Origin of the sequence: Rathayibacter iranicus NCPPB 2253 = VKM Ac-1602 (genome assembly GCF_003149025.1) — a bacterium.
Lineage (GTDB): Bacteria > Actinomycetota > Actinomycetes > Actinomycetales > Microbacteriaceae > Rathayibacter > Rathayibacter iranicus.
The window spans coordinates 19,753-42,851 of sequence record NZ_QGDV01000017.1; the positions used below are offsets into that span (position 1 = coordinate 19,753).

Genomic DNA, 23,099 nt, shown 5'->3' on the forward strand with positions numbered 1-23,099 from the left:
ACACTTCCAGGGTGAAAACTTTCGACGACCTCTTCGCCGAGCTGGGCGAGAAGGCCGCCAGCCGTCCCGAAGGATCAGGCACCGTCCGCGAACTCGACGCTGGCGTGCACGTCATCGGCAAGAAGATCGTCGAGGAGGCCGCAGAAGTGTGGATGGCCGCCGAGTACGAGGGCGACGAGCGCACCGCCGAGGAGATCTCGCAGCTGCTCTATCACCTCCAGGTACTCATGCTCGCCAAGGGCCTGACGACGGCCGACGTGTACCGACATCTGTGAGTCCTGCCCCGCTCGTCGGGCTGCGCCGCCGATCCGCGCCGTCGCGTCCACATTCTTTCCGCGGAGCCGTGCCGCCCCTCGAACCACCGTCGAGTCCTGAAGGACGTCCTGTGACCACCACCCTCGCCAGCGCACTTCTGCGCGTCGCCGTCCCCAACAAGGGCTCCCTGTCGGAGACTGCCGGCCAGATGCTCGCCGAGGCGGGCTACTCCGGCCGCCGCGACCCGAAGGAGCTGCACGTCGTCGACGAGCGCAACGGCGTCGAGTTCTTCTATCTGCGGCCACGCGACATCGCGACCTACGTCGGCTCCGGCGCCCTCGATGTCGGAGTGACGGGTCGCGACCTCCTCATTGATTCCGGCTCCGAGGCGCGCGAGATCGCCAGCCTCGGCTTCGCGAACTCGACGTTCCGCTTCGCCGGTCCGGCAGGCCGCTACACCGAACTCACGCAGATACACGGTCTCCGTGTCGCCACCAGTTACCCCGGCCTCGTCGGACGCTTCCTCCGCGAGCACGGCGTCGAGGTGACGCTGATCCGCCTCGACGGCGCGGTCGAGTCCGCAATCCAGCTCGGCGTCGCGGACGTGATCGCCGACGTCGTCGAGACGGGCACCACGCTCCGCAAGGCGGGGCTGGAGATTTTCGGCCCGGTCATCCTCGACTCCACCGCCGTGCTCGTCTCGGCCGCAGGGGAGCCAGAGGGTATTCCGGTGCTGCTGCGCCGCCTCCAGGGTGTGCTCGTTGCACGCCAGTACGTGCTGCTCGATTACGACTGCCCGGTCGCCCTGCTCGAGCGCGCCACCGCGCTCGCTCCCGGCTTCGAGTCGCCGACCGTCTCGCCGCTGCATGATCCAGAATGGGTCGCCGTGCGCGTCATGGTTCCGCGCACCGACATGAACCAGGTGATGGACCGCCTCTACGACCTCGGCGCTCGCGCGATCCTGGTCACCTCGATCCACGCCGCACGCCTGTAACGAGGAGGAGCGATGAGTCTCGCCGTCCGCGTCATCCCCTGCCTCGACGTCGCCGCCGGCCGCGTCGTCAAGGGCGTCAACTTCCAGAATCTGCGCGATGCCGGCGACCCCGTCGAACTCGCCCGTCTGTACTTCGAGCAGGGCGCCGACGAGTTGACCTTCCTGGACGTCACGGCCACCGTGGATGACCGATCCACCACCTACGAGGTGGTCCGAGCGACCGCCGAGCAGGTCTTCATCCCGCTCACGGTCGGCGGAGGCGTCCGCAGCACCGAGGATGTCTCGCGCCTACTCGCCCACGGCGCCGACAAAGTGGGCGTCAACTCGGCCGCGATCGCCCGCCCCGAACTCCTCGGCGAGATCGCCGACGTCTTCGGCGCGCAGGTGCTCGTGCTCTCGCTCGACGTCAAGCGGAGCGACGCCGCGGCCTCCGGCTTTGTCGTCACCACCCACGGCGGTCGCCACGAGACCACCCTCGACGCCCTCGCCTGGGCGACCGAGGCGATCGAGCGTGGCGCGGGGGAGCTGTTGGTCAACTCCATCGACGCCGATGGCACCAAGCAGGGCTTCGACCTGGAGCTGATCGCTGCGGTGCGCGAGCTGAGTAGCGTTCCGGTGATCGCCTCCGGAGGCGCCGGCGCCGCCCGGCACTTTGCCCCCGCGATCGAGGCGGGCGCCGACGCCGTGCTCGCCGCGTCCGTCTTCCACAACCGCGAACTCAGCATCGGCGACGTCAAGCGAGCGCTTGGCGACTCCGGGATCGAGGTCCGATGACCCCCGCCGACCTCGCCGCCGTCCTTGACCGTGCGAGCTTCGATGCCGCCGGGCTGCTCCCCGCGATCATCCAGCAGCACGACTCCGGCGAGGTGCTGATGCTGGGCTGGATGGACCGCGAGGCTCTCCGACGCACTCTCACCGAGGGCCGGGTCACCTTCTGGTCCCGCTCCCGGCAGGAGTACTGGCGGAAGGGCGACACCTCCGGCCACGCGCAGTACGTGCGTGCAGCCGCGCTCGACTGTGACGCCGACACTCTGCTCGTGCAGGTGGAGCAGATCGGCGCCGCCTGCCACACGGGCGAGCACTCCTGCTTCGACGTGGATCCGCTCGCGCCAGTCACGCTCGGCGTCCACGAGTGAGCGGGCGCCGCCTGAAGTACTCCGCGATCCTCGGGGTCGTGCTCCTGGCCGCGCTCGAACTCACTGCGTCGACCCAGCCGTGGTTCTCGCTCGTTCTCGCGGCGCCCGAGGGCGACGGCCAGCGGATCGACGTGGCCGGGACGGTCGCCGCTCCCGCGCTCTCGGCCCTCGCCCTCGCCGGCCTGGCTCTCGCGGCTGCTCTGGCCATCGCCGGGCCCGCCTTCCGTGTCGTGCTCGGAGTGCTGCAGGTGGTGCTCGGTGGCTCCGTGGTCCTCGCCGCATCGACGGCGCTGGCCGATCCGGTGCGGGCGGGAGCCTCGCTGGTCACCGATGCGACGGCGATAGCGGGCGAGCACTCGGTCGCGGCGCTCGTCGCCTCCTCGAGTTGGACCGCTTGGCCGGTCGTCGCGCTGCTCTGCGGCGCAGTCACGGCCCTGCTCGGCGTCGGAATACTGGTCACGGTGCGTCGTTGGCCGGGCTCCGCGAGGAAGGGCGCGTCCCGCTTCGAGCCCGCTGACGGCTACGGCCACGGCGCGTCGACAGTCTCGACCGAGGACGGCGATATCGACCCGGTCATCTCCTGGGACGAACTTTCCCGCGGCGACGACCCGACCTCCGCGCGCTGACGCCGAGTTGGCGTTCGCAATCGAGGTGGACAGCGTCGGGAGTCGTCCCTGCGGGCCCTTCGCCGCCCTGTGACCTCGGTTGCGAACGCGTCGGCATCGCGCCCCCGACGGAGCGCCGTGGTGCCGGGCCCCAGGAGGCTGCGGGCTAAACTGCTCTCGTTCCGATGCACCCCCAGGAGGAGAACCATGAGCAGCGAGCACGACGACGACAACCACGGCCACTCGCCCGCAGCGTGGACGGCCGTCGTCATCATGCTGGTCGGCTTCACGATCGGCACGATTGCGTTCTGGTTCGACGTGCCCCTGGTCGTGTGGCTCTCCGCCGGCCTTGTCGTGGTGGGCCTGCTCGTAGGAATGGGCCTTGCCAAGGCGGGTTACGGCGTCGATGGCGCGAAGGCCAACCCGAAGGCGCGGGTCTGACATGCTCACTGATCTGACTGCCGGTGCCCTGGCTGACGCGGCTCGACGCCGCGAGAGCGCCCCGCTCGAGGTCGTGGAGGCCCGAGCTCTCGCCCGCAAGCCCGCGCTTGACGCGCTGGCTGCCCTCGCTCCCGCCGAGCGCGTGAAGATCATCGCCGAGGTCAAGCGGGCGAGCCCCTCTCGTGGAGCCCTCGCCGATATCCCTGACCCCGCCGAGCTGGCGGCGCTGTACGAGCGCGGCGGAGCGAGCGCGATCAGCGTCCTCACCGAGGAGCGCCGCTTCAAGGGATCGCTCGCCGACCTGGAGGCGGTCCGGGAGCGAGTCTCGATCCCGGTCCTGCGGAAGGACTTCATCGCCGAGCCTTACCAGGTGTTCGAGGCGCGCGCCGCCGGGGCCGACCTCGTCCTGCTGATTGTCGCCGCGCTCGAGCAGCCCCTGCTCACCGAGCTGCACGCCCTCGTGCTCGAGCTGGGGATGACTCCGCTCGTCGAGACCCACTCGGCCGACGAACTCGAGCGTGCCGTTGACCTCGGTGCGCGACTCATCGGTGTGAATGCGCGGAACCTCACGACCTTCGAACTCGACCGCGACCTCTTCGGACGGCTCTCCGAGCGGATCCCTGCCGGTGCGGTGAAGGTGGCCGAGTCGGCGGTTAAGACGGCCGACGACGTTGCGCACTACCGCCGCTCGGGCGCCGACGTCGTCCTCGTGGGCGAAGCCCTCGTCACCGGTGGCGACCCGGTCTCCACTCTCGCCAGTTTCCTGGCTATCTGACCCCCCGTAAGGCGGTACTCCATGGCACTCCGGGATGAACTCGGCCCCTATTTCGGCGAGTTCGGCGGACGCTACGTCCCCGAGTCCCTCGTCGAGGCGCTTGATGAGTTGAGCGCCGAGTACGAGCGCAGCAAGGTCGACCCCGAGTTCGCGGCCGAGCTGATGGAGTTGCACCGCAGCTACACCGGCCGTCCCTCGATCATTACTGAGGTGCCGCGCTTCGCGGAGCACGCCGGCGGCGCGCGGATCATCCTCAAGCGCGAAGACCTCAACCACACTGGCTCGCACAAGATCAACAACGTGCTCGGCCAGGCGCTGCTTACGAAGCGGATCGGCAAAACGCGGGTCATCGCCGAGACCGGAGCCGGCCAGCACGGAGTCGCGACCGCGACGGCCGCCGCCCTCTTCGGCCTCGACTGCGTTGTCTACATGGGCGAGGTCGACACCGAGCGTCAGGCCCTCAACGTCGCCCGGATGCGTCTGCTCGGCGCCGAGGTCATCCCCGTCACCACCGGCTCACGCACCCTCAAGGACGCGATCAACGACGCGATGCGCGACTGGGTCACCAACGTCGGCACGACGAACTACATCTTCGGCACGGTCGCGGGCCCGCACCCGTTCCCGGCGCTCGTGCGCGACTTCCAAAAGATCATCGGCGAGGAGGCGCGCGAGCAGGTCCTCGAGCTCACCGGCGCCCTGCCCACGGCCGTCACCGCGTGCGTCGGCGGCGGCTCGAACGCGATGGGCATCTTCCACGCGTTCCTCGACGACCCCGAGGTCCGCCTCGTCGGCTTCGAGGCCGGCGGCGACGGCATCGACACTCCGCGCCACGCGGCGACCATCAGCAAGGGCCGCCCCGGCGTCTTGCACGGCGCGCGCAGCTTCCTCCTCCAGGACGAGGACGGCCAGACCATCGAGTCTCATTCGATTTCGGCCGGCCTGGATTACCCCGGTATCGGCCCCGAGCATGCCTGGCTCGCCAGCATCGGGCGTGCCGACTACCGCGCCGTCACCGACTCCGCCGCGATGGACGCGCTCATGCTGCTCAGCCGTACGGAAGGCATCATCCCGGCCATCGAGTCCGCACACGCGCTCGCCGGCACACTCGAACTCGGCCGTGAGCTGGGGCCTCAGGCGACCATTCTCGTCAACCTCTCCGGTCGCGGCGACAAAGACATGACCACGGCCGCGCACTACTTCGGCCTGATGGACCAGGGAGCGGTGCAGTCGTGAGCGGTCGGGGGCCGAGTGTCGCCGAGACCGTCCGGCGCCGAAACCAGGAGGCGGCCGGTGCGCTGATCGGCTACCTGCCCGTCGGCTTCCCTGACCTGCCCACGAGCATCGATGCCGCGGTAGCGATGGCCGAGAACGGTGTCGACGCGATCGAGTTGGGCCTGCCCTATTCCGATCCCGTGATGGACGGGCCAGTGATCCAGGAGGCGACCCAGGCCGCCATCGCCGGTGGCTTCCGCCTGCGCCACGGCTTCGAGGCGGTCCGCGAGATCCGGGCGCGCGTCGATGTGCCAGTTCTGGTGATGACCTACTACAACCCCGTGCTGCAATACGGGGTCGAGCGTTTCGCGACCGACCTCGCCGACGCGGGCGGTTCCGGCCTCATCACCCCCGACCTCATCCCGGACGAGGGCGCCGAGTGGCTTGCGGTCTCGGAGCGGCTGGGGCTCGATCGCGTGTTCCTCGCGGCACCGTCCTCGACCGACGCGCGTCTGCGGCAAGCGGTCGAGCAGAGCCGCGGATTCGTCTACGCCGTCTCCACGATGGGCATCACGGGAGCGCGCACCGACGTCGACTCGGCCGCGCGCACACTCGTCGAGCGGCTCCGCGTCGCCGGCTCCGAGAGCGCGTGCGTCGGTCTCGGCATCTCGACCGGCGAGCAGGTCGCCGAGATCCTCGCCTACGCTGACGGCGCAATCGTCGGTTCCGCTCTGGTGCGCGCTCTCGCTTCCGGAGGCGTCGAGGCCGTCGCTGAGACGGCTCGCAGTCTCGCCGAGGGCACCCGGTCGGAGCGCTGAGCGCCTCCCGCTACAATCGGGATGCCCGCCGGGGCACGGTTCAGCTGTGTCCGGGGACCCCCCTCCGTCGAAAGGTCGAGTACCGGTGTCCGTACCGCTGAGCATCCCGAGCCCCCCCGACGCGTGGAGTCAGTACGACCTCACGATCGGCAACTGGACGCTCGCGATCCACACTTACGCACTGTGCATCCTCGCGGGGATCATCGTGGCGACGATCATGACCAACCAGCGTCTGAAGCGCCGCGGCGCCGAGCCGTGGGTCGTGCTCGACATCATCATCTGGGCGGTGCCGCTCGGTATCGTCGGCGCCCGGGCGTACCACGTGCTCACTCACCCCGGCGATTATTTCTCTGCCGGCGCCGACCCGTGGGAGGTCATCCGCATCTGGAACGGCGGCAACGCGATCTTCGGTGGCCTGATCGGCGGCGCGGTCGGGGCCTTCATCGGCTGCCGCTGGACGGGTGTCCGCTTCTGGACCTTCGCCGACGCCCTCGCGCCCGGCATGCTTGCCGCGCAGGCGCTCGGCCGTCTCGGCAACTGGTTCAACCACGAGCTGTTCGGTCTGCCGACCACGCTGCCCTGGGGCCTCGAGATCGAGCCGACCAACCCCGCCTTCCCCGTCGGGCTGGCGGTGGGCACGCTCTTTCACCCGACGTTCCTCTACGAGATCGTCTGGAACGTCGTCGGCATCGCCGTCATTCTGCTGCTGGAGCGTCGCCTCTCGCTGCAGTGGGGGACCGTCTTCGCCGCCTACCTCATCTGGTACGGCATCGGCCGCGTCTGGTTCGAGTCGATCCGGATCGACCCGAGCGAGTTCTTCCTGGGCATCCGCACGAACGTGTGGGCTGCTCTGCTGGCGGTGGTGATCGGCCTCCTGATCGTCGTGATCCAGAAGCGCGAGCACCCGGGTGCCGAACCGTCGGCGTACCGGCCAGGTCGCGAGTGGACGCCCGCTCCCGCTGAGATAGAATTCGAGGACGTCGAGTCCGACTCCGACACCACCACCCCTGCTTCCGGCATCGACGCCGAGAAGCCGCCGGTCTCCCGCACCTGACGGAGGTCGCGGAGCCTCCGCAACCGCCGCCCACTTGCCCGAGACCCGCACGACCGCTCTCCTGCGGCGCAGCCACGAGCGCTGTCGCGGGCAGGTTGTCGCGCAGGCACCGCCGATGGCGCGCGACGCTCGCGCTGAGGCAGACCCGCGGCCCTCCCGATCGGGGGTCGCCCCTTCTTCTCCACCACCGCGGGCCAGCGACGTCCCGATCAGCCATCACCCCCGTGAGGACGGTTTCCATGGCCTCCGCCCAGCCCTCGCCCCAGGTCCCCGTCGTGCCCTTCCTCAGCGCACCGACGGCGCAGGGAATGTACGACCCGGCCGCTGAGAAGGACGCGTGCGGTCTCGCGATGGTCGCCACCATGCGCGGCACCGCCGGCCACGACATCATCGACGCCGCTCTGAACGCGCTGCGCAACCTCGAGCACCGCGGAGCCGTCGGCTCTGACGCGGGCACGGGCGACGGTGCGGGCATCATCACCCAGATCCCCGATGAATTCCTGCGCGAGGTCGCTCCGTTCGAGCTGCCGCCGCGTGGCCAGTACGCGGTCGGCAACGCCTTCCTGCCCGTGGATGTCTTCGAGCGCGAGCGGGTCAAGGCGACGATCGCCGAGATCGCCCGGGAGGAAAACCTCTCGGTGCTCGGCTGGCGCTCCGTCCCGGTGCAGCCGGACGAGATCGGCACGCTCGCCCGCGCGGCGATGCCCGCGATCGAGCAGCTGTTCATCACGAGCGACCTGACTGACGAGAGCGGCGTTCCTCTCGCCTCCGTTCGTCTGGACCGCCTGACCTTCCGCCTGCGCAAGCGAGTCGAACGCGAACTCGAGGTGTACTTCATGTCCCTCTCGAGCCGCACCCTCGTCTATAAGGGCATGGTCACGACGCTCCAGCTCGAGCCTTTCTACCCCGACCTCTCGGACGAACGCTTCGCCTCGAAGCTGGCGCTAGTGCACTCGCGCTACTCCACGAACACGTTCCCGTCGTGGCCGCTCGCGCAGCCGTTCCGAATGATCGCGCACAACGGCGAAATCAACACGGTGCAGGGCAACCGCAACTGGATGCGCGCCCGCCAGTCGCAGTTGAAGAGCCGCGAGCTGGGCGACTTGTCGCCGCTGTTCCCGATCGTCTCGCCCGGCCGGAGCGACTCCGCCTCGTTCGACGAGACCGTCGAGCTGCTGAACCTCGCAGGCCGCCCGCTCCCGCACGCCGTGATGATGATGGTGCCCGAGGCGTGGGAGAACCAGGACGCCGCCCTCGACCCGAAGCGCCGCGCGTTCTACGAGTACCACTCGATGTTGATGGAACCGTGGGACGGCCCGGCGGCGATCGTCTTCACAGACGGCGAGCTGGTTGGCGCGACCCTCGACCGCAATGGTCTCCGCCCCGGCCGCTACGTCGTCACCGACGACGGACTCGTCGTGCTGGCTAGCGAGATCGGCGTGCTCGACATCGACCCGGCGACAGTGGTCCGCAAGGGCCGCCTCCAGCCCGGTCGGATGTTCCTGGTCGACACCGAGCAGGGACGCATCGTCGAGGACGAAGAGATCAAGGGGCAGCTCGCCGCCTCCGGCCCCTTCGAGGAGTGGCTCGAGAAGGGCCGGATCAACCTTAAGGACCTGCCCGAGCGCGAGCACATCGTGCACACGCCCGCCTCAGTCAACCGCCGCCAGCGCACCTTCGGCTACACCGAGGAGGAGGTCCGCCTTCTGCTGCTGCCGATGGCGCGGGCCGGGGCGGAGCCGCTCGGTGCGATGGGCTCGGACACCCCGGTCGCGGTGCTCTCGAAGCGCCCGCGCCTGCTCTTCGACTACTTCACCCAGGCTTTCGCGCAGGTGACCAACCCGCCGCTGGACTCGATCCGGGAGGAGGTCGTCACGTCGCTCCGCCTGGGGCTTGGGCCGTCGCGCAACCTGCTGAGCGCCGGAGCCGAGCACGCGCGCCAAGTGGTCCTCGACTTCCCGGTGATCGACAATGACGAGCTGGCCAAGATCCAGCACATTGCGCCGCGTCCGCTCAGCCACATCACGACGACCATCCGCGGCCTCTACCGCGTCGATGCGGGTCCGCGCGCCATGCAGGATCGGATCGACGCGATGTGTGACGAGGCCGACGAGGCGATCGCCGCCGGGGCGCAGTTCCTCGTGCTCTCGGACCGCGACTCCACCAAGGACCTCGCCCCGATCCCGTCGCTGCTGATGCTCGCGGCCGTGCATCACCACCTCATCCGCACCGAGAATCGGATGCGCGTGGGGCTCGTGGTCGAGGCCGGCGACGTCCGCGAGGTGCACCACGTCGCCACGCTCATCGGCTACGGCGCCTCCGCGGTCAACCCGTATCTCGCAATGGAGACCTGCGAGCAGCTGGTGAGTAGCGGCATGATTTCGGATCTCTCGCCCGAGAAGGCCGTCAAGAACGTCATCAAGGCGCTCGGCAAGGGCGTGCTGAAGATCATGTCCAAGATGGGCATCTCGACCGTGTCGAGCTATGCCGGCGCGCAGACGTTCGAGGCCGTCGGGCTCAGCCAGGCCTTCGTGGACCAGTACTTTACAGGGACCGTCTCGAAGCTCGGCGGCATCGGGATCGACGTGGTGGCGGAGGAAAACGCTGCCCGACACCGCGCGGCCTACCCCGAGGACGGCGCGGTCGTCGCGCACGAGCGCCTCGCGGTCGGCGGCGAGTACCAGTGGCGCCGCGACGGTGCCCCGCACCTGTTCAACCCGGACACCGTGTTCCGCCTGCAGCACTCCACCCGCAACCGCCGCTACGACGTGTTCCGCGAGTACACGAAGATGGTCGATGACCAGTCCGGCTCGCTGATGACCCTCCGCGGGATGTTCCGGCTCGACACCGCGGGGCGCACCCCGATCCCGATTGACGAGGTCGAGCCGGTGGAAGCGATCGTCAAGCGCTTCTCGACGGGAGCGATGAGCTACGGCTCCATCTCGCCCGAGGCACACGAGACACTCGCCATCGCAATGAACCGCCTGGGAGCCAAATCGAACACCGGCGAGGGCGGCGAGGACACGGAGCGCCTGCTCGACCCCGAGCGTCGCTCCGCGATCAAGCAGGTCGCCTCAGGCCGATTCGGCGTCACGAGCATGTACCTGACTCACGCCGACGACATCCAGATCAAGCTCGCCCAGGGCGCCAAGCCCGGCGAGGGCGGTCAGCTGCCACCGACCAAGGTCTACCCGTGGATCGCGCGCACCCGGCACGCGACCGCCGGCGTCGGCCTGATCTCGCCGCCCCCGCACCACGACATCTACTCGATCGAGGATCTCAAGCAGCTGATCTTCGATCTCAAACGGGCGAACCCCTCGGCGCGCATCCACGCGAAGCTGGTCAGCCAATCGGGCATCGGAGCGGTCGCCGCCGGCACCGCGAAGGCCCTCGCCGACGTCATCCTCGTCTCGGGGCACGACGGCGGCACCGGCGCCAGCCCGGTCAACTCGCTCAAGCACGCGGGCACCCCGTGGGAACTCGGCCTGGCCGAGACCCAGCAGACGCTGATGCTCAACGGTATGCGCGACCGCGTGGTGGTGCAGGTCGACGGCCAAATGAAGACCGGCCGCGACGTCGTCATCGGCGCTCTGCTCGGGGCCGAGGAGTTCGGCTTCGCGACGGCTCCGCTGATCGTCGAAGGCTGCATCATGATGCGGGTCTGCCACCTCGACACCTGCCCGGTCGGCGTCGCGACGCAGAATCCGGAGCTGCGCAAGCGCTTCACGGGGAAGCCCGAGTTCGTCGTGAACTTCTTTGAGTTCATCGCCCAGGAGGTGCGCGAATACCTCGCGCAGCTCGGCTTCCGGAGCATCGACGAGATCGTCGGGCACCGCGAGCTGCTCGACGTCGACCAGGCGATCGAGCACTGGAAGGCGAGCGGGCTCGACCTCACGCCGATCCTGGTGGGCCCCGTCTTCACGGCGGAGGAGCCGCGTCGACACGGCCGCGCGCAGGAGCACGAGCTCGAGCAGCACTTCGACAACGAGCTGATCCGTCTCGCGGCGAACGTGCTCGATCACCGCGGCACGGTCGCTATTGAGCGTGTGATCAAAAACACCGAGCGCGCGGTGGGCACGATGCTCGGCCACGAGGTCACCGTCCGCTACGGCGAGAACGGTCTGCCGGCCGACTCCATCGTCGTCTCGCTGCGCGGCTCCGCTGGTCAGTCGCTCGGAGCGTTCCTCCCGGCCGGTATTACGCTGCGCCTTGAGGGCGACTCGAACGACTACGTCGGCAAGGGGCTCTCGGGCGGCCAGATCATTGTTCGGCCGGACCGTCGAAGCACCTTCGACGCCTCCGCCAACGTGATCGCGGGCAACGTCATCGGCTACGGGGCGACCCAGGGCACGATGTTTATCCGCGGAATGGTCGGCGAGCGCTTTCTGGTCCGCAACTCCGGTGCAACCGCGGTGGTCGAGGGGGTGGGCGACCACGCGCTCGAGTACATGACGGGCGGCCTCGCGGTCATTCTCGGCGAGACCGGGCGCAACCTCGGCGCCGGCATGTCCGGCGGCACCGCCTACATCCACGGACTGCGGCGAGAGCTGGTGAACCGCGACGCCCTCGCTTCGGGCGAACTCACCCTGTCCGAGCTCGGCAGCGCCGATGCGGAGATTCTGCGCGACCTGCTTCAGCGGCACGTCGCCGAGACTGAGTCGACCCTGGCCCAGGGGATGCTCGACGACTTCGACGGGACCGTCTCGCGTTTCGTCAAGGTACTGCCCCGCGACTTCGCCGCGGTGCTCGCGACGCGCGCATCCGCTGCCGAAGAGGGGCTCGATCCCGACGGCGATGTCGTGTGGGGACGGATTCTGGAGGTAACCGGTGGCTGATCCCAAGGGATTCCTGAAAGTGCAGGACCGGGAGTTGCCCAAGCGGCGTCCCGTGTCTGTGCGCCTGATGGACTGGAAAGAGGTCTACGAGCAGGGCGACTCCGCCGTGCTGCGCCGCCAGGCGGGCCGCTGCATGGACTGCGGCATCCCGTTCTGCCATAAGGGCTGTCCGCTCGGGAACCTCATCCCGGAGTGGAACGACCTGATGTGGCGCGGCGAGGGCCGACAGGCGATCGAGCGCTTGCACGCGACCAACAACTTTCCGGAGTTCACGGGTCGGCTGTGTCCGGCGCCGTGTGAGTCGTCCTGCGTGCTCGGCATCAACCAGCCGGCCGTCACGATCAAGCAGATCGAGGTTTCGATCATTGATCAGGCTTTCGGCAACGACTGGGTGCAGCCGCACCCGCCCGAGCGCCTCACCGGCAAGACTGTCGCAATCGTCGGCTCCGGCCCCGCAGGCCTCGCCACCGCACAGCAGCTCACCCGCGCCGGGCACACCGTCGCGGTCTACGAGCGAGACGACCGCATCGGCGGACTCCTGCGCTATGGCATCCCCGACTTCAAGATGGAGAAGAAGCACCTTGAGCTGCGTCTGAATCAGATGAAGGCCGAGGGCACCCGCTTCCGCGCTGGCGTCGACATCGGCGCTGACATCACCTGGAACGACCTCCGCGCCCGCTATGACGCGGTCGTGATCGCCACGGGCGCGCTCGTTCCGCGCGACCTCGCCATCCCGGGCCGCGACCTCGACGGAGTGCACTTCGCGATGGAGTACCTCGTGCAGTCCAACCACGCGATTGCGGGCGATCGGGTCTTCGAGCAGATCTCCGCCGAGGGTAAGCACGTCGTGGTTCTTGGCGGAGGCGACACGGGGGCCGACTGCATCGGCACCGCCCATCGGCAGAAGGCCGCCTCGGTGACGAACCTGGCGATCGGTCAGCAGCCGCCGTCGGAGCGCCCGGAGAGTCAGCCGTGGCCGATGGACCCCACGGTCTTCGAAGTCTCGAGCGCGCACGAGGAGGGCGGCGAGCGGATGTTCCTCGCCTCGACCGTCGAGTTCCTCGCGAACGAGGGTGGCGAGGTCCGCGCCGTGCGCGTGGCCGAGACCGAGTACCTCGACGGACGCCGGGTCCCCAGGGCCGGCACCGAGCGCGAGATCCCGGCGGACTTGGTCCTGCTCGCCCTGGGCTTCACCGGCCCGGAGTCGGATCATCTCGGTCGCCAACTCGAGGTCCCCTTCACCGAACGTGGAAACGTCGCGCGAGGAGAGGCCTTCGAGACGAGCGCCCCCGGAGTTTTCGTGGCCGGCGACGCCGGTCGCGGGCAATCCCTCATCGTCTGGGCGATCGCGGAGGGCCGCTCGGTCGCGGCCGAGGTCGATCGCTATCTCGAAGGCACTACGCAACTGCCCGCGCCGGTCCGCCCGAACGACCGCGGCTTCACGCTCTAGCCCTGCGGACGCGATAGTCTCGCCCCGCCAGAAATCAGCTCACCCTCCCCGCTAACCACGCGCCTCCGGGCGCAGAACAACGGAGCACCCCCTCAATGAGACGAGCGAAAATCGTCGCCACCCTCGGCCCGGCAACATCGTCGTACGAGACCATTCGTGCGATCATCGACGCCGGCGTGGACGTGGCTCGCATGAACCTCAGTCACGGCAGCTATGACGTCCACGAGGCCGTCTACCGCATCGTCCGCAAGGCGGCGGACGACGCCGGTCGCGCGGTCGCGGTCCTGGTCGACCTGCAGGGTCCGAAGATCCGCCTGGGCAAGTTCGAGGGCGGCCCGTACGCCCTCGCTGAGGGTGACGTCTTCACGATCACCACGGAAGAAGTCCTCGGCACCAAGGAACTCTCCGGCACCACCTTCAAGGGCCTGCCGGACGACGTGAACCCGGGCGACATGCTCTTGATCGACGACGGCAAGGTCGCGGTCCGCGTGACCGCCGTTGATGGCCCGCGCGTCGTCACCGAGGTCGTCGTGCCCGGCAACGTCTCGAATAACAAGGGCATCAACCTGCCCGGCGTCGCCGTCAATGTTCCCGCGCTCTCGCAGAAGGACGAGGACGACCTGCGCTGGGCGATCCGCCTCGGCGCCGACATCATCGCGCTCTCCTTCGTGCGCAACGCCAGCGACATCGTCCGCGTGCACGAGATCATGGCGGAGGAGGGTCGCAAGGCTCCCGTGATCGCCAAGATCGAGAAGCCGCAGGCGGTCGACAATCTGCAAGAGATCATCGACGTCTTCGACGGCATCATGGTCGCCCGCGGTGACCTGGGCGTCGAGCTTCCCCTGGAGGCCGTGCCAATCGTGCAGAAGCGTGCCGTCGAACTCGCGCGCCGCTGGGCGAAGCCGGTCATCGTCGCCACGCAGATGCTCGAGTCGATGATCGAGAGCCCGCGCCCCACCCGCGCCGAGGCCTCGGATGTCGCAAACGCCATCCTCGACGGCGCGGACGCGGTCATGCTTTCGGGCGAGACCAGCGTCGGCGCGTGGCCCGTCGTCACCGTGCAGACCATGGCGCGCATCGTCGAGTCGACGGAGGAGCACGGCCTGGAGCGGATCCCTCCGCTCGGATCCAAGCCCCGCACCCAGGGCGGATCGGTCACCCTGGCCGCCGCCGAGGTTGCCGAGTTCGTCGAGGCAAAGTTTCTCTGCGTCTTCACGGAGTCCGGCGACTCAGTGCGCCGGATGACGCGCCTGCGCCACGGCATCCCGATCATCGGGTTCACGCCGGAGCCCGCCGTCCGGCGTCGGATGGCGCTGAACTGGGGTGTGCAGTCGTTCGTCACGCCGCGGGTGAACCACACCGACGCGATGTTCGCGCAGGTCGACGCAGTGTTGCTGCGCGAGGGCCTGGCCGAGCCCGGCGAGATCGTCGTCGTCGTTTCCGGGTCGCCTCCCGGGCGTGCCGGCACCACCAACGACATGCGGGTGCACATCGTCGGCTCGTCCAGCTCGACCGACCGCGTCGAGAACTGGGACCACTGAGTCCAGCACTCTGGAGGGCCTGGTCGCACGCGCGACCAGGCCCTTCGTCGTCTCGTCTGTTCGAGGTGACGGACGCGAGGGACCCGTCGAGTCGTCGCGAGCGGTTGCTTCGGCACGAGAGGGGCAGCCCGTCGTGACGAGTCGTTTCTGACCGGGTCCCGCGAGAGCGTTTAGACGAGCGAGATGGTGAAGGACAGCGCCCGCTGCTCTCCGGGGGCGAGGACGAGCTGGCGCGGCTTGTCGATGATGTCGCCGTCCCAGCCCTCCGGGGTGGGGATGCTCCTCCATGGCTCGAGACAGACGAAGGGTGCGCCCACCGGCTTCCAGACCCCGACCACGTCGAAGTCGCCGGTGTCGACCTCGATCGAGCGGATCGCTCCGTCCGCTTCGAGGCGGAGGGAGCGCCGTCGCGGCTCGTCGAAGATCATCACTCCCTCTTTGAAATGCGCGTCGTTGACCGTCAGCACGCCGTTCGTGAGCGGTGCCGGGTGCCGCTGAGCAACCAGCAGATTCTCGGGGGCGCGGCGGTACCCCTCCGGCTCGGGCTGGGCGAAGCGGATGCGGTGCTCGCCGCGGCCGCCCGGAATCGGCAGGGCGAACGCCGGGTGGTTGCCGACCGAGACGCCGAGTGCGGTCGCACCGCGATTCTCGACCGTCTGGGTGATTCGTAGCGTCGATCCGGTCACCGCGTAGGCGATCAGCAGTGCCCAGTCGAAGGGGAAGACCGCACGGGTCGCGTCATCGCTGCGGAGCCGGAAGACGGCCTCATCGCCCGAGACGCCCGCGAGGTCGAAGACACGGTCGCGCGCGAAGCCGTGCTGCCCCATCCGGTGATCGACCCCGTCGTGATGCAGGGTATCGCCGGGCAGACGTCCGATGATCGGGAAGAGCACCGGCGCGTGCCTGCGCCACTCGGGCCCCGCTTGCCACAGGTACTCGCGGCCCTCAGCATCGCGGAGCGACGTCATCTCGGCTCCGGCGGTGGTCAGCGCGACACGAAGGCTGTCGCTGCCGAGGGTGAGGACGGTGGGCGCGGAGTCGCTGCTGCTCATCCTCCGATTCTGCCCGCCGCGGCCGTGTGGGCGGGTGCCTGGAGAAGCGTGTCGGAGGTGCGTGACAGCATGGGGCGATGCCCTCCGAGTCGCCCTCCCCATCCTCTTGGCGCGCCCGCGTCGGCGAGCTGAGCGGCTCGGTCGACGACGGCGCGGCCCCCGTGCTGAGGTCGACCGTGCGCACGCCGATCGGCTTGCAGTTCGAGCTGCGGAGGCTCGTGCGTCGTGCCGACGATCCGTGGCGTGCGCCGGCGAGCGAGCGGGTCACGGCTCCGCGCTACGACCCCGAGGAGCGTCGAGAGTACCGTCTCGCGACCCGCCCCGTGGTCCAGGGCAGGGGAGGAGCCTGGAATCGCACGACCCTCACGTGGAAGTCGCTGAATTTCCAGACCCACCGGCTCTCTCTCGATCAGGGGCACCAGCGCTGGTTCGCCGAGTTCGCCGCCCTCCACCGCGCGACCCGCACGGTGCACCTGGGGCAGGATCCCGAGTGGATCCACCTCGACGACTATGAGAGCCCGCTGCTCTGGCGGCTCCTCGAGCAGGCGCAGGACGCGGGCATCCGGCTGCTCGCGCCCGAGAAGGGCGTCATCCGGCTCGGCGGTTCCGCGCAGGTGGGGGTCAGCGTGTCCGACGACTCAGGAGCCCTGCACCTGCGGCCCGTCCTTCGCATCGACGGGGTGGAACATCCGCTCGAGTCGGCGCGGCCGGTCGCGCGTCACGGTCTGTACCTGGTCGTGGGCGGCGATCCGTCGTCTCTCCGCCTCGCGCCGGCGCCTCTGCCCTTCGACGACGAGGAGCTGCGGTTGCTCGATCATGCGGAGGCGAGTGTGGTGCCCGCCGAGGATGTGCCCGAGTTTCTCCGCGAGCATCTGCCCGCCCTCCGGAGTCGGATTGCGCTGCGGGAGGAGGCGGTCGAACTGGTTCTCGATAAGCCGGAGCCGCCCCGCCTCGTGTGCACAGTGTCTTTCGAGCCTCGGCGCGTCGTCCGGGTCGGCTGGCACTGGCGGCGGATGCCGGACCGCGCGAGTGAACTCGACGGCACGGCCGATGTGGCGTTCGAGCGTGCGGTTCTGCGCCGGGTGCAGTCGGTCCTGGCCGAGGCGGGGGCGACGCTGGCGCCCGAGCCAGGTACGACCACTGTGCTGCGGGGCGCGGAGGCTGCGCTGTTCGTGGTCGAGCAGCTCCCCGCCATCGAGGTCGTCGGCGGTGTGCGCATCGAGCGGGAGGGTGTCGCTCCCGACTACCGCCTTCTGAACGGGCCGCTCACGCTCACCATCACCGCCGTCGACACCGACAGCGCCGACTGGTTCGACCTCGGCGTCGTCGTGACGATCGGTGACGCGACCGTGCCGTTTCTCCCGCTCTTTCGCGCTCTGGCCGCGGGCGGCGACCGGATCCGACTGGTTGACCACTCCTATCTCTCGCTCGCGCACCCCGGTCTCGACCGGCTCCGCGAGCTGCTGACCCGCGCCGACGAGCTCGACGAGTGGGAGACGGGGCCGCGCCTCGGCCGGCACCAGAGTGCCCTCTGGGACGAACTGGAGGAGCTGGCCGACGAGAGCATCGCCTCCGCTGCCTGGCGGGACGTGCTCGCCTCCGCCCTGGCTGCCGGCTCCCCGTCGGACGTGGCGCCGCCCGAGGGATTGAGTGTTCGGCTTCGTCCCTACCAGCGCGAGGGCTACTCCTGGCTGGTGCACCGTGTGAGTTCCGGGCTCGGCGGAATCCTGGCCGACGATATGGGGCTCGGCAAGACCGTGCAGGCGCTCGCGATGATGCTGCACACTCTCGAGGAGGCGCGCCGCACCGGCACGAACAGCGCACCATTTCTCGTGGTCGCCCCTACGTCGGTCGTGCCCGGCTGGCGCACGGAGGCCGAGCGCTTCGCTCCGGGCCTTCGTGTGCACGTCGTCGGCAGCGCGCGGGAGGAGTCGATCGCCGCGATTCCCGCCCACACCGATGTCGTGCTCACCAGCTATGCGGTCCTGCGGCTCGGCGGGGAGCACTGGGCGGCGCGGGAGTGGTCGGCGCTGGTCCTCGACGAAGCTCAGTTCGTCAAGAATCCCGCCTCGCAGACCCACCGTGCCGCCCGCGGCATCGGCGCACCCGTCACGATCGCCCTCACCGGCACTCCGCTCGAAAACTCGCTCGACGAACTGTGGGCCGTGCTCGCGCTGGTCGCCCCCGGGTTGCTGCCTCCGCTCCGACGCTTCCGCGAGGAGTACACCCGCCCGATCCTGCACGCCGAGGCGCCGATCGGCATCGCCTCGCCCGACCTCTCGGGCGGGCGGACGCTTCCCCACACAGAGGGCGCGCGCCGCCGCCTCGAACGCCTCCGCCGCCGGATCCGCCCCTTCCTCCTCCGCCGCACAAAGGAGGCGGTCGCCCCGGAACTGCCCGAGAAGCAGGAGCAGACGATCGAGGTCGTGCTTACTCCCGCCCACCGCGTGCTCTACGACAGCTACCTCCAGCGCGAGCGGCGCAAGCTCCTCGGGCTTGTCGACGATCTCGACCGCCAGCGGTTCACAGTGTTCCGCTCGCTCACACTCCTGCGCCTGCTCGCGCTCGACGCTTCGCTGGTCGATCCCGCATACCGGCACGTGCCCTCCGCCAAGCTCGACGTGCTGGTGGAACAGCTGGACGATGTCCTCGCGGAGGGGCGCCGAGCGCTCGTGTTCAGCACCTTCACGTCCTATCTCGCGCGGGCGGGGGAGCGGCTGCGGCGGCGCGGTATCCCCTTCGTTCAGCTCGATGGCTCCACTCGCGATCGGGTCGGGGTGATCGAGGAGTTTCGCTCGGGGGCGGCGCCGGTCTTCCTGATCAGTCTCAAGGCGGGTGGCACCGGCTTGACCCTCACCGAGGCCGACCACGTCTTCGTCCTCGACCCCTGGTGGAATCCCGCCGCCGAGGCGCAGGCCGTCGATCGAGCACATCGGATCGGTCAACAGCGTCGGGTCAACGTCTACCGGCTGGTTGCAAAGGACACGATCGAGGAGAAGATCGTGCGCCTCCAGGAGCGCAAGGGGCGACTCAGCACCGCGGTGCTCGACGAGGGCGAGCTCTTCGCTCGGGCGCTGACGGCGGACGACGTGCGCGAGCTGCTCGCGGAGTGATCGCGACCTCGCAGGAGCGTGCCAGCGGGGCCAGCATCCGGGCGCACATTGAGCGGATGAGCCGCCGCCCCCGACCCCGCGCCGACTAAATTGTGGCGCTCGAGACCGGCGACGACGCCGGTCTTTTCGGTCCTGGCAGCGCGGTCTGGGCGGTCAACGGCGGGCTCCCCACGATGATCGCAGGAGTGCGAGCGCTGCTAATGCAGACCTTGCATACCGGAGCGATGGCGGGCGTGCACGACTACTCCCGCTACCGCGAGGACCCGATGGGACGCCTCGACAACACGGTCCGCTGGGTGCTGACGACGAGCTTCGGCGACACGGCGGCGGCGGGTGGTGCCGCGCGCTGGGTGACGGGGTAGGCCCGCAGCCTGCCGAGAGTCAGCCGCGTGGACGCGGCTTGTAATTCTCCCCCGCCCGGATGTTCCCGTTCTCTATCACACCGACCACCGTCAGGCCCACGGCCACGACGACGATCAGCACACCCACCCGAGCAGGTTGAACCACTCACCGGTGAACGCCCCGTACATCTGCTCGCCGGCGATCGCGAAGTGAGCCGCCCAACGTTTTCTGGACCATGTGAATAGTTGTCTCTGTGGCGAGATTCATGTCGCGCCACGCTTGTTCGGCTTCGTTCGGTGTTCGGTAGTCGAGTGCCGAGTGAAGTCGTTGTTAATTGTAGGCCAATTCAATGTATCGTGCCACGTCGCGGATCGCTTTCTTTTTCGTTGGATAGTGGGTCCGGTTGCATTGTTCGTTCTTGAGGGTGCCGTTGAAGGATTCGGCGCACGCGTTGTCCTAGCAGACGCCGGTTCGACCAATCAACTGACGGATGTTGAGCTTTTTCGCGACTTGTGCGAATTCGGCCGAGGTGTCGACGGATCCGTGATCGCTGTGGAAGATGGTGTCGCTGAGCCTGTCGGGTTGATTGCGCGCAGCCATGTCGAGTGCTTCGGTGACCAGTTCGGTTCGCATGTGGTCTGCGAGGGCATATCCGACGACTTTCTTCGAAGAGCAGTCGAGAATGGTCGCGAGGTACACCCAGCCTTCCCAGGTGCGGATAGAGGTGATATCACCGACCCACGTGCAATCGGGTCGTTGTGCCGTGAAGTCACGCTTCACGAGGTCGGGGATGTCGGCCGGATCGCGCGGGATCGTTGTCGTGGGCCGCCAGGGCTTGGGTTGGCAGGGCTGCAGGCCTGCGGCGCGCATGAGCCGGCGGACGGTTTCGTGGGCCGCGGGTTGGCCCCAGCGCGTCAGCTGTGCGGCGATGCGGCGGTAGCCGTAGGTGCCGTCTGACGCGTCGAACGCTGTCTGGATGAGAGAGGTGATCTCCGTTCGCCATTTCGCTGTTCTCGAGGTTTTCCGGTCGCGCCATTCGTCGTCACCGGATCGGTTCACGCCGATCATTCGACACATTTCGCGGGTCGATGTCGTGGGGGTGAGGTCGCGTTCTTCGCGTCGAATCAGTTCCAACTTGGTAGTCAGCGGGACTTCTTCGCGAAGAACACGGACGCTTTTCCCAGGAAAAGGTTCTCCTCCTCGAGTTCACGTGCCCGACGTTCAAGCTATTTGATCCGCGCGCGGTCTTGTATCGTCAGCTCTTCTTCGCTATCGCTATCCGCGCAGCGATGTGCTGCCACCCAATTCGTGAGACTCTGCGGGACGAGTCCGAGCTCCCGGGCAACATCGGCGACAGGTCGCGACTTATCGATGACTTCGCGCACGGCCTCCGCGCGGAACTCCGGGGAGCACTTCCCACGGGAACTGCACATCCCGATAATCCTTTCGGTCAACGCGGTAATCCTACCAATTCCGCGGTGGTCCAGAAAGAATGGGGCACCTCACACCATGCCGTTGGAAATCAGCGTGGCACGCGCGAGCTTGGTCCGGGGCTTCGCCATGCGCCCGCCGTTCCGCCGGGGCCTGGACGTGTCCACGGCGGTACACAACCAGCGACGGTGTGATCTAGGCCGAGCTCGCGCCGGTCAGCCGCGCTTTCGCAGAGTCGATGAGACTCCGCAGCTCTGCATCGGAGGCGCCCCTCCGGCGCCAGAGACGCAGATTGTTCGCGAAGTCTCGGGCCCAGGTGTTCACCGGAGCGCCTGCGGCTACGACTTTCTCCACGTCCGCGTCGGGCTGCAGGTGTTGCGGAACCAAGTCGAGCAGTCGCCTCGACTCCTCGCCCTGTGCGGTGCCCGCGAGTCGTTCGGCCTCGAACCACTCCGCCAGAAGATCGTTGTCGGCCGGCGGCGTCGCTGCGTCGAGCAGCGTGAGGGCGACACGAAGTTCCCGCATCGGTTTTGCGATCGACTCCGCGCGGAGGTTGATCGTGTTCAGGGTGGCGAGAGCAGTGAGCGCTCGGGCGAACGCCGCATCGATCCGTTCTTCAACTCGTGCCGCTGCCGCGGCTTTCCGTTCCGACCTCGCTAACCGAATCGCCACCCACGTCGAAATGAGGATCGAGGCCGCCGGCACAGCGATACCCGTGACGATGTCCATTGTGGCGTCATTCATGAGCACCACCGTAAGAGGTCCGCGATCGTCAGGGGAGCGGATCGAGCAGGTGCGGTCCGTTTCTGTCGCGAGTCCGCCCTCTGGCCTGGCACGGTTTATGCGTCGCGCGAATTCCGCCAGCTTTCGTAGTTCTTGTAGAGCAGAAACAAACCGGAGAGTACGCCGACTACTCCCGCGGCGATCGCCACGATCATCACCGGGTTCAGCACGCCAGCGGTCTGGTCTCGGTCCGCGGCGATTCCGGCTTGAAGCTCGTGCCCTGCGCCGAAGACCACGAGCGCAGCCCCAAGAAAAATTAGTGCTATGGCGGCAATCAGCTTCACTGTTTCTCCTTAGTTTGGGTTGCAGAGGGCTGCAACGGTTGCCGCATAGCCTACGTCGTGCCGCCAAGAGTCGAGGTTCCACGGCACCTTGGCGTAACCGGCGTTAGCCCAGTGGCAGACGAGCTGGTCGTGGAACTTGTTGCCCTCGTAACTCGAAGGCACGAGAGCGTCGTAGGGCGGGATGCCGGTGCTGCGCGGCAAGCGACTCCAGACGATGTTCGGAGCCGGTGTGACAGAGACGATGTTCTTCGCCGTAGCCATGTCGATGATCAGCGTGATGTTCGAGTAGAAGGAGTTGCCGCCGAGGCTCTGAGTAGGGTCCGCGATGATGGGGTACTCGAACGACCCGCTGGTGTGATCCACGACCTGAGTCAGCGTGTTGCCGGTGACTTCGTAGTGAGTCGGGACAGCGGTGCCGCGTGCGTCGGTGGCCCATGGGTTTAGGAAGTACCCGACCATAGTTTCGCCTTCCCAGATGGTCACTCCGCCGTCATTGGCCTGTCTCAGTACGCCGGTGTTGCTGTAGGTGTAGCTGTAGCGTGATGGGGCCTGAGATCCGTCGAGGACGGACACGAAGGTGACCGAGCTGTCCGAATTTGCCAACACGACAGTGGACGAGCTGTCTCCGTTGTCGTAAATGACACCGGCGTCATTGCTGCTCGAAGCGACGGCGGTCTCGGACGCGGGCAGCGTCACCGTCGCACTAGTGTCTCCGACGGTGATGAAGACTCCGTCGCTCGCGTCGGTGGGGGCCAGAACTGAGCCTGCGGGCAAGGACAGGCGATTTCCGTCAGTGGTGTTCGCTACGTGAGACGGTTCTGCCCGTGCGACAACCTCGGGCGCGACCGCCGCGATGGCTGCGAGAGGCGAGTTGGCAGCTTCCTCTGCGGATGCGGCTGAATCTGAGAACAGCGTCCCTCCGGCTACGAGCGCTGCGACGGCAAGTAGCCCCGTCGTCGACAGCCTTCTTGATGACCT

21 protein-coding genes are annotated in these 23,099 nt (G+C 68.2%); 15 read left to right on the plus strand and 6 right to left on the minus strand.

The annotated features are described in order from the left end of the window. Positions 1–11 precede the first annotated feature (11 nt). From B0H03_RS13825 to pyk, 13 genes are all read left to right on the plus strand, one after another. A complete protein-coding gene (locus tag B0H03_RS13825; protein ID WP_104264182.1) occupies positions 12–275 on the plus strand; it encodes a phosphoribosyl-ATP diphosphatase in 264 nt (87 codons plus the stop codon). Between the two features lie 110 nt (positions 276–385). Further along, entirely contained in the window at positions 386–1,249 is an 864-nt protein-coding gene (hisG, locus tag B0H03_RS13830; RefSeq protein WP_104264183.1) for an ATP phosphoribosyltransferase, read from the plus strand. A 12-nt stretch (positions 1,250–1,261) separates the two neighbouring features. Next, the gene (hisF, locus tag B0H03_RS13835) at positions 1,262–2,023 is read left to right on the plus strand and encodes an imidazole glycerol phosphate synthase subunit HisF (protein ID WP_104264184.1); all 762 of its coding nucleotides are present in this window, start codon (positions 1,262–1,264) and stop codon (positions 2,021–2,023) included. Next, on the plus strand, positions 2,020–2,385 hold the full coding sequence (gene hisI, locus B0H03_RS13840; RefSeq protein ID WP_104264185.1) for a phosphoribosyl-AMP cyclohydrolase: 366 nt from the start codon (positions 2,020–2,022) through the stop codon (positions 2,383–2,385). Before hisF ends, hisI begins: the two co-directional genes overlap by 4 nt. Continuing rightward, positions 2,382–3,011: a Trp biosynthesis-associated membrane protein gene (locus B0H03_RS13845; RefSeq protein WP_160487391.1), complete on the plus strand. Its 630-nt coding sequence runs from the start codon at positions 2,382–2,384 to the stop codon at positions 3,009–3,011. Before hisI ends, B0H03_RS13845 begins: the two co-directional genes overlap by 4 nt. A gap of 186 nt (positions 3,012–3,197) precedes the next feature. Then, positions 3,198–3,431, plus strand: coding sequence for a DUF6704 family protein (locus B0H03_RS13850; RefSeq protein ID WP_104264187.1), 234 nt, complete (start codon positions 3,198–3,200; stop codon positions 3,429–3,431). Position 3,432: 1 nt separating this feature from the next. Then, a complete protein-coding gene (gene trpC, locus B0H03_RS13855; protein WP_104264188.1) occupies positions 3,433–4,206 on the plus strand; it encodes an indole-3-glycerol phosphate synthase TrpC in 774 nt (257 codons plus the stop codon). Positions 4,207–4,227: 21 nt separating this feature from the next. Then, positions 4,228–5,439, plus strand: coding sequence for a tryptophan synthase subunit beta (trpB, locus tag B0H03_RS13860; RefSeq protein ID WP_104264189.1), 1,212 nt, complete (start codon positions 4,228–4,230; stop codon positions 5,437–5,439). Further along, positions 5,436–6,236 carry a tryptophan synthase subunit alpha gene (gene trpA / locus B0H03_RS13865; RefSeq protein WP_104264190.1) on the plus strand — a complete coding sequence of 267 codons (801 nt, stop codon included), beginning with the start codon at positions 5,436–5,438 and terminating at the stop codon, positions 6,234–6,236. Before trpB ends, trpA begins: the two co-directional genes overlap by 4 nt. Positions 6,237–6,321: 85 nt before the next feature. After that, positions 6,322–7,290, plus strand: coding sequence for a prolipoprotein diacylglyceryl transferase (gene lgt, locus B0H03_RS13870; protein ID WP_258061914.1), 969 nt, complete (start codon positions 6,322–6,324; stop codon positions 7,288–7,290). 239 nt (positions 7,291–7,529) lie between these two features. After that, positions 7,530–12,125 (plus strand): glutamate synthase large subunit, encoded by a 4,596-nt coding sequence (gene gltB / locus B0H03_RS13875; RefSeq protein WP_104264191.1) that lies wholly within the window; start codon positions 7,530–7,532, stop codon positions 12,123–12,125. After that, positions 12,118–13,575 (plus strand): glutamate synthase subunit beta, encoded by a 1,458-nt coding sequence (locus tag B0H03_RS13880; protein ID WP_104264192.1) that lies wholly within the window; start codon positions 12,118–12,120, stop codon positions 13,573–13,575. Before gltB ends, B0H03_RS13880 begins: the two co-directional genes overlap by 8 nt. A gap of 95 nt (positions 13,576–13,670) precedes the next feature. Then, a complete protein-coding gene (gene pyk / locus B0H03_RS13885) occupies positions 13,671–15,116 on the plus strand; it encodes a pyruvate kinase (protein ID WP_104264193.1) in 1,446 nt (481 codons plus the stop codon). Positions 15,117–15,286: 170 nt separating this feature from the next. Here the strand turns inward: pyk and B0H03_RS13890 are convergent, their stop codons facing one another. Next, positions 15,287–16,168 carry an aldose 1-epimerase family protein gene (locus tag B0H03_RS13890; RefSeq protein ID WP_160487392.1) on the minus strand — a complete coding sequence of 294 codons (882 nt, stop codon included), beginning with the start codon at positions 16,166–16,168 and terminating at the stop codon, positions 15,287–15,289. A gap of 77 nt (positions 16,169–16,245) precedes the next feature. On the opposite strand from B0H03_RS13890, the gene B0H03_RS13895 reads away from it, so the two are divergent. Beyond that, positions 16,246–19,281 carry a DEAD/DEAH box helicase gene (locus tag B0H03_RS13895; RefSeq protein WP_104264195.1) on the plus strand — a complete coding sequence of 1,012 codons (3,036 nt, stop codon included), beginning with the start codon at positions 16,246–16,248 and terminating at the stop codon, positions 19,279–19,281. 92 nt (positions 19,282–19,373) lie between these two features. Beyond that, on the plus strand, positions 19,374–19,643 hold the full coding sequence (locus B0H03_RS13900; RefSeq protein WP_241560383.1) for an oxygenase MpaB family protein: 270 nt from the start codon (positions 19,374–19,376) through the stop codon (positions 19,641–19,643). Positions 19,644–20,079: 436 nt separating this feature from the next. Here B0H03_RS13900 and B0H03_RS13905 read toward each other — a convergent pair whose 3' ends face one another. The 5 genes from B0H03_RS13905 to B0H03_RS13925 form a co-directional block, all read right to left on the minus strand. Further along, the gene (locus B0H03_RS13905; protein ID WP_127843899.1) at positions 20,080–20,757 is read right to left on the minus strand and encodes an IS3 family transposase; all 678 of its coding nucleotides are present in this window, start codon (positions 20,755–20,757) and stop codon (positions 20,080–20,082) included. A 92-nt stretch (positions 20,758–20,849) separates the two neighbouring features. Further along, a complete protein-coding gene (locus tag B0H03_RS17535) occupies positions 20,850–21,056 on the minus strand; it encodes a transposase (protein WP_104264198.1) in 207 nt (68 codons plus the stop codon). 193 nt (positions 21,057–21,249) lie between these two features. Beyond that, positions 21,250–21,798 carry a hypothetical protein gene (locus B0H03_RS13915; protein ID WP_127843900.1) on the minus strand — a complete coding sequence of 183 codons (549 nt, stop codon included), beginning with the start codon at positions 21,796–21,798 and terminating at the stop codon, positions 21,250–21,252. Between the two features lie 95 nt (positions 21,799–21,893). Beyond that, a complete protein-coding gene (locus tag B0H03_RS13920; RefSeq protein WP_104264200.1) occupies positions 21,894–22,121 on the minus strand; it encodes a hypothetical protein in 228 nt (75 codons plus the stop codon). A gap of 9 nt (positions 22,122–22,130) precedes the next feature. Further along, on the minus strand, positions 22,131–22,895 hold the full coding sequence (locus B0H03_RS13925; RefSeq protein WP_104264201.1) for a DUF2599 domain-containing protein: 765 nt from the start codon (positions 22,893–22,895) through the stop codon (positions 22,131–22,133). Between the last annotated feature and the right edge of the window lie 204 nt (positions 22,896–23,099).